This window comes from Bradyrhizobium erythrophlei (assembly GCF_900129425.1).
Taxonomy (GTDB): Bacteria; Pseudomonadota; Alphaproteobacteria; order Rhizobiales; family Xanthobacteraceae; genus Bradyrhizobium; species Bradyrhizobium erythrophlei_C.
The window spans coordinates 7,085,312-7,097,205 of the sequence record NZ_LT670817.1 but is presented as its reverse complement, the minus strand read 5'-3'; the positions used below and the strand labels follow the sequence as shown (position 1 = coordinate 7,097,205).

At 63.3% G+C, this 11,894-nt stretch carries 11 protein-coding genes; 2 read left to right on the top strand and 9 right to left on the bottom strand.

The annotated features are described in order from the left end of the window. Window positions 1–37: 37 nt before the first annotated feature. From B5527_RS33745 to B5527_RS33730, 5 genes are all read right to left on the bottom strand, one after another. The gene (locus tag B5527_RS33745; RefSeq protein ID WP_079605353.1) at window positions 38–427 is read right to left on the bottom strand and encodes a RidA family protein; all 390 of its coding nucleotides are present in this window, start codon (window positions 425–427) and stop codon (window positions 38–40) included. A gap of 86 nt (window positions 428–513) precedes the next feature. Then, window positions 514–693 carry a hypothetical protein gene (locus B5527_RS44795; RefSeq protein ID WP_154072664.1) on the bottom strand — a complete coding sequence of 60 codons (180 nt, stop codon included), beginning with the start codon at window positions 691–693 and terminating at the stop codon, window positions 514–516. After that, window positions 694–1,293, bottom strand: a complete 600-nt coding sequence (locus B5527_RS33740; protein ID WP_079605352.1) for a GNAT family N-acetyltransferase — start codon at window positions 1,291–1,293, stop codon at window positions 694–696. Between the two features lie 137 nt (window positions 1,294–1,430). Continuing rightward, window positions 1,431–2,573, bottom strand: a complete 1,143-nt coding sequence (locus B5527_RS33735) for a type III PLP-dependent enzyme (RefSeq protein ID WP_079605351.1) — start codon at window positions 2,571–2,573, stop codon at window positions 1,431–1,433. Between the two features lie 666 nt (window positions 2,574–3,239). After that, window positions 3,240–3,500, bottom strand: a complete 261-nt coding sequence (locus tag B5527_RS33730) for a hypothetical protein (RefSeq protein ID WP_079605350.1) — start codon at window positions 3,498–3,500, stop codon at window positions 3,240–3,242. 130 nt (window positions 3,501–3,630) lie between these two features. Between B5527_RS33730 and B5527_RS33725 the strand changes: the two genes are divergently transcribed. Together B5527_RS33725 and B5527_RS33720 are read left to right on the top strand one after the other, a co-directional pair. Continuing rightward, a complete protein-coding gene (locus B5527_RS33725; protein ID WP_079605349.1) occupies window positions 3,631–5,721 on the top strand; it encodes a M3 family metallopeptidase in 2,091 nt (696 codons plus the stop codon). Between the two features lie 13 nt (window positions 5,722–5,734). Beyond that, a complete protein-coding gene (locus tag B5527_RS33720; protein WP_079605348.1) occupies window positions 5,735–6,373 on the top strand; it encodes a DUF1007 family protein in 639 nt (212 codons plus the stop codon). A 308-nt stretch (window positions 6,374–6,681) separates the two neighbouring features. Here B5527_RS33720 and B5527_RS47905 read toward each other — a convergent pair whose 3' ends face one another. The 4 genes from B5527_RS47905 to B5527_RS33700 form a co-directional block, all read right to left on the bottom strand. Then, window positions 6,682–7,089, bottom strand: coding sequence for an ABC transporter substrate binding protein (locus tag B5527_RS47905; RefSeq protein ID WP_079605347.1), 408 nt, complete (start codon window positions 7,087–7,089; stop codon window positions 6,682–6,684). Then, a complete protein-coding gene (locus B5527_RS33710; protein WP_079605346.1) occupies window positions 7,002–7,472 on the bottom strand; it encodes an ABC transporter substrate binding protein in 471 nt (156 codons plus the stop codon). The genes B5527_RS47905 and B5527_RS33710 overlap by 88 nt, the downstream gene beginning before the upstream one ends. A gap of 159 nt (window positions 7,473–7,631) precedes the next feature. Then, window positions 7,632–9,152, bottom strand: a complete 1,521-nt coding sequence (locus B5527_RS33705; protein ID WP_172842745.1) for a tetratricopeptide repeat-containing sulfotransferase family protein — start codon at window positions 9,150–9,152, stop codon at window positions 7,632–7,634. A gap of 143 nt (window positions 9,153–9,295) precedes the next feature. Beyond that, window positions 9,296–11,353, bottom strand: coding sequence for an alkaline phosphatase family protein (locus B5527_RS33700; RefSeq protein ID WP_079605344.1), 2,058 nt, complete (start codon window positions 11,351–11,353; stop codon window positions 9,296–9,298). Between the last annotated feature and the right edge of the window lie 541 nt (window positions 11,354–11,894).

The following is an 11,894-nucleotide window of genomic DNA, read 5'->3' as shown; positions in this document are numbered from 1 at the left end:
CTCCGGGGATTTGGATGCGCTGGGGGCGACGAAGGGGTCAGGCGGTGCGCCGCTTCGCGGTGACTTCGATCTCGACCTTCATCTCGGGTTTGTAGAGCCCGGCGACGACGAGCAGGGTTGCGGCAGGACGGATATCGCCAAGGTTTTCGCCGCAGACCGCGAACACGGCGTCGGCGTCGCTGGCGTCGGTGATGTAATAGGTGGCGCGGACGATATCGGCCATCGCGAAGCCGCCGTCCTTCAGCGCCGCTTCGATGGTCTTGAAGCAATTTCGTGTCTGGCTGGTGACATCACCCGGCATCGTCATGGTGGTGTAATCGTAACCGGTGGTGCCGGAAACGAAGGCGAAATCGCCGTCGATCACGGCGCGGCTGTAGCCGGCCGTCTTCTCGAAGGGCGAACCGGTGGAAATCAGGCGGCGTGACATCGGGACCTCGCTTTAGGGAATTCTTTGATTGATGGAATTGTTGCGGTTTATGGGCTTTTTGCCGGTGCGCGCAAGTCCCCGCCCTCTCAGCGGGAACGCTGGCTCACGTCGCTGCTCGGGGGTGCGGCCGTGCCCCAGCGACGCACGAAGATATCCCTCACGATCATGGCCGCGATCATGATCATGAGGATCGTCGTGATGATCCGGGCGCGCCGGTTCGGGCCGTCGCGTGTGGTGAGCGGGTTGGCTGCCATGACATTGAGCAATCAGGCCGCGCGCGGCACGGCTCGCAGCGCCCTGGCGCGACGAGCCGGTTTTTCCGCTGCCGGAGCGCCGGTCGGCGCGATCATGCCCCAGGCGCCGTCGAGCGCGCCCTCGCGCAACTCGAGACCGAGCAGGCGATTGCGTTCGAACGGCCCGGGCAGCGACAATTCGCCGGTCTTGAGCGCCGAAAAGCCGAAGCGGCTATAATACGGCGCATCGCCCAGCAGGACCACCGCGCCATGACCGCGCCCCTTCGCGGCCGCAAGCGCGTGGTGTATCAGCGCGGCTCCGACGCCGAGCTGGCGGCACGACGGATCGACCGCCAGCGGGCCAAGCACCAGCGCTCGCGCGCCCCCGGCGCTGACGTGCCACAACCGCAACGTTCCGACCAGCCGGCCTTGCGCTATGGCCGAAAGCGCAAGGCCTTCGGCGGGCGCGCGTCCGTCGCGCAGGCGCTGGCAAGTGCGGGCATGGCGGTTTAAGCCAAAGCAGGCATCGAGCAGCGCTTCACGCGCAACGACGTCCGAGGCACGCTCGCTGCGGATCACGAACGGAGCGGCTTCGGTGGTGGAGGCAACAGGGGTCTTCCGCAAAGCAGTCATGGCACGTCAGTCCTCACTCCGGACGGCGGCAAGCCATCGGAGCGTTGTCAGCAATAGGCAGATGAGGGGGAGGGAGCCGGCGCACCGGCTCCTCGTTTTCTTGCTCCCTCCCCCGCAAGCGGGAGAGGTGAGAAGCCTCAGATGTGGTAGGTCCGCAGCGGCGGGAAGCCGTTGAAGGCCACCGACGAGTAGGTCGACGTATACGCGCCGGTGCCCTCGATCAGCAGCTTGTCGCCGATCTCGAGCGTCACCGGAAGCGGGTACGGCAGCTTCTCGTACATCACGTCGGCGGAATCGCAGGTCGGACCTGCGAGCACGCACGGCGTCATTTCCGCGCCGTCATGCGGGGTGCGGATGGCGTAGCGGATCGACTCGTCCATGGTCTCGGCGAGACCGCCGAACTTGCCGATGTCGAGATACACCCAGCGCACCTCGTCCTCGTCGCTTTTCCTGGAAATCAGGACGACTTCGGTCTCGATGACGCCGGCATTGCCGACCATGCCGCGGCCCGGCTCGATGATGGTCTCCGGGATCTGGTTGCCGAAGTGCTTGCGCAGCGCGCGGAAGATCGACCGGCCGTACTGCACCACCGGCGGCACGTCCTTGAGGTACTTGGTCGGAAATCCGCCGCCCATGTTGACCATGGACAGGTTGATGCCGCGCTCCGCACAGTCGCGGAACACCGTCGAGGCCATCGCCAGCGCGCGGTCCCACGCCTTCACCTTGCGCTGCTGCGAGCCGACATGGAACGAGATGCCGTACGGCTCCAGGCCGAGACGCCTGGCGAGGTCGAGCACATCGACAGCCATCTCCGGATCGCAGCCGAACTTGCGCGACAGCGGCCATTCGGCGCCGGCGCAGTCATAGAGAATGCGGCAGAACACCTTGGCGCCGGGGGCGGCACGGGCGATCTTCTCGACTTCGGCGGTGCAGTCGACCGAGAACAGGCGAATGCCGAGCGCGAAGGCGCGCACGATGTCGCGCTCCTTCTTGATCGTATTGCCATAGGAGACCCGCTCCGGGGACGCACCGGCCGCCAGCGCCATCTGGATCTCGACGACCGACGCGCAGTCGAAGCACGACCCCATCGAGGCCAGCAGCGACAGCACTTCCGGCGCCGGGTTGGCCTTGACCGCGTAGAACACGCGGCTGTCCGGCAGCGCCTTGGCGAAGCTCTGATAGTTGTCGCGCACGACTTCGAGGTCGACGACGAGACACGGCTCGACGTCCTGGCCCTCGTTACGGCGGTTGCGCAGGAATTCCTGAATACGTTCGGTCATAGTAGCACCCTCCCAAACGGCCCAGCGAAGGGACACGTTCAAAAATGATCTCGGATCAAAGCGCTTCAGCCGCTTCGCGCGATGGAGGCGCGACGGGGCCAAAAAGCTCAGACCGAATTGTGCTGCCGTGGATTGGTTGGGAATGATCCCGCCCGCACACCTGGCAATGAAGGACAAGCCTCTTCGGTATTCGCGCCGGCTGGTGGAAAGCCGGCAGAGACCAAAAAAGCCCGATCCGTCGTTGCTTTAAGTCGCGTCCCCCGTTGAGAACGAGGTGCGCCGGTTCGCCTCCGGCTGCCAGTCACGGTTGCAAGGAGCGAAGAGACCTTCAACGGCATCTCTTGAGAGAGATGCTGGACTCTCAAGTCAGATGACTTGAGCGACCCTCGGTTCTTCATCCCTTGGCGGCTGTCCGGCCTCTTGTCCGGATACCTACCGACTGACACACGACCACAGGCACGTGCGAAATTGGGCAAGAGTGGAAATAAGCGTTTTGAGTCTGCTGCGCAACATTTTTTTTAGGCTGCGGGCAAATTTGCCTAACGCGTGCTTGCGATGCCGCGCTCAGCGCGCGCGAGCGCTGTCGAAAGTGAACAGGCGTTAAGTTTCTTTAACGGGACGTATGCATTCGAGGCCTGCTGCAAGCGGCTTTGTTGCTCAGCCGACTTACGCGCGCCGCGTAAACGGCTCGACGCGCTGCGCCGCGCGGATGAAGGCCGCCATGATGAAGACGCCGATCGCGAACAGCATGGCCTGCAGGATGTGCGCCCCGGTGTCGTTGAGACCGAACAGGATCGCGAGTGCCCAACCACCCGCGAACGCCGCGCCGAACACTTCGGCGCCGATCAGGATCGCCGCACTGATGATGGTGACGACGGTGGGCCAGACGATCTGGCGGGCCGCGGTCGGGGAGGGCTGCAAACTCATGGGGCTTGATCCTGTTGGGGTGCCGCAATCTCTCCGAAAAGGCCCCCGCTATCAAGCGCTAAAGACCCAAAAAAGCCCCATCGCGTGCTATAAGTTCCTCAATTCTTTTCGGCATTAAACGGGAATTGTGATGTCAGAAACCTTGCAAACGCCGGCCACTCCGCAGGATCGCGCAAACCCGCTGCTGAGGCCGTGGCAGACACCGTTCGAGACCCCGCCGTTCGCGGAGATCGCGCCCGAACATTTCCTCCCCGCCTTCGAACAGGCCTTCGCCGACCATGCGGCCGAGATCGCCGCCATCACCCTCGACCCGGCGACGCCGGACTTCGCCAACACCGTCACCGCGCTGGAGCGCGCGGGCAAGCTGCTCTCCAAGGTCTCGGCGGTGTTCCACGATCTGGTGTCGGCGCACTCCAACCCGGCGCTGCTCGAGATCGACAAGGAGGTGTCGTTGCGGATGGCGCGGCACTGGAACCCGATCATGATGAACGCGGTGCTGTTCGGCCGGATCGCGCTTCTGTACGACAACCGCGCCACGCTCGGACTGACGCCGGAGCAGATGCGGCTGCTGGAGCGCACCTACACCCGCTTCCGTCGCTCCGGCGCAGGCCTCGACGAGGCCGCGAAAGCCCGGATGGCCGAGATCAACGAGCGGCTGGCCCATCTCGGCACGGCGTTCAGCCATCATCTGCTCGGCGATGAGCAGGACTGGTTCATGGAGCTCGGCGAGGCCGATCGCGACGGCCTGCCTGATAGTTTCGTCGCCGCGGCACAGGCTGCGGCCAGCGAGCGCGGCATGGAAGGCAAGGCGATCGTGACGCTGTCGCGGTCTTTCGTGGAGCCCTTCCTGAAGAGCTCCACCCGGCGCGACCTGCGCGAAAAGGTGTTCAAGGCGTTCACCGCGCGCGGCGACAACAACAACGCCAACGACAACAACGAAACCATCGTCGAGATCCTCGCCTTGCGCGAGGAAAGCGCCAGGCTGCTGGGCTTCCCGACCTTCGCCGCTTTTCGGCTGGAGGATTCTATGGCCAAGACGCCCGAGGCGGTGCGTGGTCTGCTGGAACGGGTCTGGAAACCGGCGCGGGCCCAGGCGCTGGCCGACCGCGACGCCCTGCAGGCGCTCGCGGCGGAGGAGGGCGGCAATTTCGCGCTGGCGCCGTGGGACTGGCGCTACTACGCCGAAAAGCTGCGGCAGGTCAGAGCCAATTTCGACGACGCGGCGATCAAGCCCTATCTGTCGGTCGATCGCATGATCGAGGCCGCCTTCGACACCGCTTCCCGCCTGTTCGGCCTGAGCTTTACCGAGCGGAAGGATATTCCGGTGTGGCACCCCGACGTTCGGGTCTGGGAGGTCAAGGACAGCGCCGGCCGCCACAAGGCGCTGTTCTATGGCGACTACTTCGCCCGGCCCTCGAAGCGCTCCGGGGCCTGGATGACCTCGCTGCGCGACCAGCAGAAGCTCGACGGCGCCGTTGCGCCGCTGATCGTCAATGTCTGCAACTTCTCCAAGGGCGCCGACGGCCAGCCGTCGCTGCTGTCACCGGACGACGCCCGGACCCTGTTCCATGAATTCGGCCACGGCCTGCACGGGATGTTGTCGGACGTGACCTATCCCTCGGTGTCCGGCACCAGCGTGTTCACCGATTTCGTCGAATTGCCCTCGCAGCTTTACGAGCACTGGCAGGAGCAGCCGCAGGTGCTGCGCCAGTTCGCGCGGCACTACCAGACCGGCGAGCCGCTGCCGGACGACCTCCTGGAGCGCTTCATCGCCGCGCGAAAATTCAACCAGGGCTTTGCCACCGTGGAATTCGTCTCCTCGGCGCTGATCGATCTGGAATTCCACACCCAGCCGGCCGCGGCCAGCCGGGACGTGCGGGCATTCGAACGCCAGGAACTTGAAAAAATCGGCATGCCCGCGGAAATTTCGCTGCGGCACCGGCCGCAGCAATTCGGCCATATTTTCTCCGGCGATCATTATGCGGCGGGCTATTACAGCTACATGTGGTCCGAGGTGATGGACGCCGACGCGTTCGGCGCCTTCGAGGAGGCCGGCGATATATTCGATCCCGCGGTCGCCAAGCGCCTGCACGACGACATCTATTCGTCGGGCGGCTCGCGCGATCCGGAAGAGGCTTATGTCGCATTCCGCGGCCGTGAGCCGGAGCCCGACGCGCTGCTGCGCCGCCGCGGCCTGCTGGAAGCATCGGAGGCGGCGTGAGGTGAACCGGGGGATGCGCTCGCTGCTGGGTTTGCTGCTGCTGCTGCTGGCCGGCGGCATCGTCCTCGGCGCCGGCGCGGCGCAGGCCCATCCGCATGTCTGGATCACCGCGACCAGCGAGCTGCTCTACGCCCCCGACGGCTCGATCACCGGGGTGCGCCATGCCTGGACCTTCGACGACATGTTCTCGACCTATGCGTTGCAGGGCATGGAGACCGAGACCAAGGGCGTCTACAGCCGCCAAGAACTGGCGCCGCTGGCGCAGACCAATGTCGAATCGCTGAAGGAGTTCGGCTTCTTCACCTTCGCCAAGGCCGACGGCAAGAAGGAGAAGTTTCAGGAGCCGGTCGACTACTACCTCGAATACAAGGACGCCCTGCTGACGCTGCATTTCACCCTGCCGCTGAAGACGCCGGTGAAGCCGAAGCAGCTCGCGCTGGAAGTGTTCGATCCGTCGTTCTTCATCGACTTCAAGCTCGCCGACGAGGACCCGGTCAGGCTGGTCGGCGCGCCCGCGGATTGCCGGATGAAATTCGAGCGGCCGAACGATGGCACCGCCGGTGCCCAGAAGATCGGCGAGCAGAATTTTCTGAGCGGCAATTCGAACTATGGCGCGATGTTCGCCAACAAGATCACGGTGGATTGCCCATAAGCCTGAAATCAGGCTTCGCGCGCGCTGACGATCGGCATCGCGGCGGTGGTGGTTTTGCTGACGCTCGATAGCGTCACCCGCGCCGTTTGGGCACAGACACCGTTCGGCGGACCGGGCCCAAACGGCGCCGAGCCGCACTGTCGGATAGCTGCTCGTCAAACAATCGGAATTCTGTCGCGCGCCGGGACACGCACTCAAAAAACAAGGTCTTCGCGAGATCTTCTTGATGTCCGCTTTCCCGCGATAGCGACCGATCTTGGCCGAAAAGCAAAACGTCGCGATGTGCCAATTTTCGGAAGTGTCCCCATTCATTCGATCACACGATCAGAGAGTGCCAGCAGGTTCGCGGGCACGCTCAGGCCGAGCGATCTAGCGGTCTTGAGATTAATGACGAACTCGAACTTTGTTGGAGCTTGCGTCGGAAGATTAGCCGGGCCTTCTCCCTTCAGGAAGCGGTCGATATAGGATGCGGACCTCCGAAAGATTTCCTCCGAATCAGGCCCATACGACGTCAACGCGCCTTCTTCGGCGAATTGCCGATAGATCGAAAGCGTGCGCAGCTTGTACCGGGCAACCAGCCGCAGGATCGCCTCGCGGCGCGCTATATTGGATGCATCGGCGCCAACGATCAGACTGCCGGCGGGCTCGCGCGCGAGCGATGCAATCGTCGTTTCAAGCTCACTATCCGTGGATACGGGGGTCCTTGCAAATTCCATCGCCACGGGGTGGGAGCGGACTCAAACGAGCTTAGAAACGTCGTGTAGAAGGGCGCGGTATCCGGATTGTAGAGAAACGCTGTGCGGGTGATGGTGGGTGCTAACCCGTTGAGGAGATCCAGCCATTTTCCGATCAGCGAGACCTCCTTGTAGCTGAAGCCTGTGATATTGCCGCCTGGACGCGAGAGGCTCGCGATGTAGCCAAGACCGACCGGATCGACGACCAACACGAACAGCACCGGGATAGTGGTGGTCGCCGCGTGGAGGGCGGCGAGCGCCGGCGTACTGTTGACGACGCTGAGGTCTGGTGCGAGCCCGATGAGCTCAACCACCAGCCCGCCGGAGCATGACCGGCACAGGCTGCGCGGCTTAACGATCCGCATTTGTGGTTCGCCTACTGGATCGGGCTCTTTCTCGTGCTGGGAAAGAAGAGCGTCGTCTCGGATGTCTACGTCGGCGCCGTGATCGACAAGTCTTTGTCTGCTTGGCTGCCGGACGGCTGAAGGAGGTGGGGCTGGGGGTGGGATAAAAGCGCAGCCACCTCACATCAATTCCGCTTCCGGAATCTCGCGCGCCAGCCGCGCACGCAACGGCGCGAGCCGTTCGGCATGGTGTCGCCATTTGCCAACCGACGACGAATAGATCGGGCGCCGCACTTGAACCGCGCTTGCGGTCGCAGACGGCGCCGGGCTTTCGTGAAATCGCAGGACCTCATCGTCCCACGGAAGCCCGACAAAGCTGATGAGCCGCTGGCTCGCTGCCGATTGATCTCTTACGATGTCCTCGTAATTTATTTCCAACAGCACATTCGGCGGCAGTGTCGCCCTCCAATGCCGCGAAAGACGACGATAGGCCAAATAGTATTCCGCCAGTTCGACCTGATGATACGAAAAGGAGAACTTGCCGCGAAAGTGAGCCTTGTAGATGGCCCAGCATGCGTCCAGCGGATGCCGCTGCACCAGGACGATCCTAGCCGCCGGCAGCGCCGCGTGGATCAGGCCGCCGTAAAGGTAGTTCTGCAGCGTCTTGTCCACGAAACGGACATCCGGCGGCAGGCGAAGCGCGGTCACGGCATCGACATAGCGTCTGCCGAGCTCCGCGAGATCGGTCGACGTCGTCTTCATGGCGCGACTCATCTCGGCCGCAAACGCGCTGGTCTCTCCGGCCGAACTCATGGCGGGGTGGCTGGCGATGATGCGCTCAACCAGCGTCGTGCCGGTGCGCGGCAACCCGGCGACGAACACCGGAGCGGCGGCGGAATAGCCACGCGGGGCGGCGGCAATCCAGCTTCTTGTGTGGCTGGCGATGATGCGGTCGATCTCCGCGATCTCGGCGGCATGGTCGTATGCCGTCGAGCGATGCTGCAGCGCGCAGCCGGCGTCGACATGCTCGAACGCGCGCTCATGCAGGTCGAGGTCCTCGCATTCCTTGCCCAGCGCGAAGCGCAGCATGACCTCGCTGGGCGCTGCCAGCTTGCCCTCGCGGATCAGCGCTTCCATTTCCTCGATATGGTTGCGCTCGGCGCTCTGGGTCCGCAGGTCCGAGCGCAAATAATGGGCCAGGCCATAGTGGCGGTCGCGCGCGATGGCTGCATCGCAATGCGCCTCGGCCCCGGCCAGCGCCCCGATCATTCGCTCGTTCGCCGCGAGATTGAACAGGTACTGCGGTACATCGGGACGGGCGGCGACCGCACGCAGGAAGAATTCCTTCGCCCTTTGATGCAATCCAAGCAGGCCGAAGATCGCACCGAGCGCGTCGAGCGCTTCGGGGGCGTCGCCGATCACCTTGCCAGCGGCTTCGGCGGCCTCGAACGCTCCGCGCGTGTCGCCGGAAACAAACAGGCATTTGGCGCGAAGAACAAGCGCGATCGGATCCTTCGGCATCAGCGCGACCGCGCGATTGGCGCAGACGATGGCCGCGTCGGGGCGCCCTCGCTGCAAAGCGGTTTCGGTCAATAGCGCCCAAGCGGGTCCGTCGTCCGCGGTGCGTGCGAGCACCTGGCTACAGATCCGTTCGGCGGTCGCCAGATCGCCGCCGGCAAAGGCGCGTCGCGCCTCCTCCATTGTCGGCCCGTGAGCTCGATTTGGCGCAGGTGTTTTCAAGGGGCGCTCCATGACGAAGGCCGGAATCGGCATCCGGCCTTCGTTATTCGTGTGAATGGCGTCAGGCGAAAGGCTGTTCCCTTGCGAGGAACAGCCTTGGTCCATCAATGATTGCCGTGATCGCCGCCGTCGCGATCCGCGAACGAGAAGTTGCCCCAGAGATCGCCGATCGCCGGCCGGTTCTGCGGAACATAGGGATTGTCGTCCGACGTCCGCGGGTTCGGCAGATTGTCGCGGCTCCGGGTCGAGAGCTTCGGAAGATCCCAGTTCCGCTCGATGAATTTCACGACCGAGGCGTGATCGGAATATTCATGCGCCACGTGTCCGCCTTGCGAATATTTGGACACGACGATGAACGGGATGCGGGTTCCGTCGCCGAAATAATCGACCGGTTGCACGTAACCGGAGTCGTAGTAGCCGCCGCCCTCGTCGGTGGTGATCAGGATGGCGGTGGACTCCCAGAGCTCCTTGTTGGCCTTCACCTGCTCGACAATCCGCCTGCTGAAGGCTTCGAACAGATCGAGCCTGGACGAGGCCGGGTGGCCGTCGTTGAAGGTGCTCGGCTTGACGAACGACACCGCCGGCAGGTCGCCCGAGGCGATGGCGTCATAAAGATCAAGCGTATCCTTCAGGTGCGCATCGCGCGCCGTCTGACTGGTCATGACCGAAGCGGAATAAAGGAACGGATTGCAGATGTTGCAATAGAGATAAGCGATCGGGTCGAGAGAGCCGAAGTTGGCGCCCTCACCCGGGGCGGTTTTGAAGTCGTTCCAGCGCTCGCCGAAAAACGCCCACGACACGTTGGCCTGGCTGAGCTCATCGCCGATATGCCGCTGCTTGATCACCGGCGGCAATGTGAACGGGCCATTGTTGACCGGATCGGTGGCGCCGCTGCCGATGAAAGCGGGGACGTAGTTGTTGAGCAGATAGTAGGTGTGCGCCGCGCAGTTCGGCGACACATGGATGGAATTCAGATAATCGACGATCGGGTCGACGCCCGGCTGCTGAGAGTCGGAGCAGTTGGTGTAGCTGCCGCCGCCATATCCGTCGTTAGCGTACCAGTTGTTGGTGCCCGGCGCCGGATTGGGATTTTCGACCTCGTTGACGTAAACTGGTGGGTTCGAACCCGGAACCAGAACATGGTTGGGGGTCGCGGGATCGCCATTGGCGTCGGCGTAGTACAGCGCGTCGGCATAGCCGAACATCATCATGTTGGCGAACGTTCCACCCATCACCGGCTGATGGTAGTTGTCGTTGATAGTGTATTCGCGGGCCAGCTGCGTCAGATAAGGCGCGTCGCCGTTGGCGACGTTGTAGAAGCCCATTGCGATATTGCCCTCCTTGAGCGCACTCGGCGTCGGATTGCCGTTGCTGCCGGAGGAGACAGTCTCCTCAACCCAGGGGAAGAGATCGGCCTGGCATCCACTCGGATTGTGCCCGGAGGCCTTGGTGACGTCGCAGTCAAGCTGCTGCCACATCTGATAGAAGCGATGCACCGGGCTGCCGCCGTAAGTGGCATAAAGGCTGCTTGCCTTCTCGCCCTGCTGCAACTCCACCAGCGGATAGGGGCCGTTCGGCAGATTGTTGTAGTCCAGGACGCGGGTATCCGGCGAATTGCCGGGGACGCCGGTCGCACCGGTCGTCAGCAACGGCAGATCCTGCGGGAGCAGGCCGTAATCACCCCGGGCGGCCTCCGCCAGCGTGGTGAGGCACCCCGGACCGTTGAGGGCAGCCTTTTCGACCGTGGGATAGCAATTCTGCGGCGCGTAGGAGGTCCCCGGCGCCTGCAGCGTGTTGGACGTGGTGTTGTAGGGGGTCTTTGGAGTGGGGTTGATCGAATAGAAGTTGTTGACCGTTGCCGAGAACTGCGCTGCTTTGGCGTAGTTCGGACCCGGCGTCCCGTCCTTGTTGATAATTCCCTTGGAGAGAAGATTGTCGACGTGCTCGCCGGCAGGCGGCACGTAAGTTGCGAAGACGTGGTCGAACGTCCGGTTTTCGCCCATGATGACGATGACGTGCTTGATGGGGCTCGCGGTCCTGCCGTCGTTGGTATGGGCTCCGCCCATCGGGCCGCTCGCGTAGGCATTGCATTGCATCAGTGACAGGATCGCCGCGGTGACGACCGTGCGGTCGCGTAGACGTTTCGTCTGTTGTTTGAGCATAACGCTCCCCTTCAAAATCTGAAATGGGTGGAAGTCGCTCGCCGGACGGCGAACGGAAATGCACGCTAAGTGCCCCAGATGTCAGGTATGCATCGGGTCGATGTCAGTTCTGTTACAGGACGACGAAGGCGCTGAACGAAAGGGTTGCGAGCGCTCGCATCAGATGCCGCTGCTGTGTGCGGCAACTGCAACATGAAAAATATGCTGAAGAAGCCAGGCCCAGTTGGTCGCACGACTGGTGAGATTCGTCTGCCCGAGGGCTGAAGGCTGCGGGCTTAAGTGCAGGGTACGGTCGCACCGTGGCGACCTGCTCGGTCGGCGGCGCAGACCTCGGGGATTGGCTCGTGCTCAATGGTCTCGCTCTGGACTGGCCGCAATATTCAAAGCGAAAGTACGAGTCCGCGCAGGGGGACGGCGAACAGGCAGGGCGGGGGATGTGGGCCGGCAGCTACGTCGAGCCGTGGTTATTTCGAGTATGCGTTCGGGCGAGCGGAAGCCCGTCCAATTGCTCGGATGACGCCAGCGCTCATCCTTGAGAACG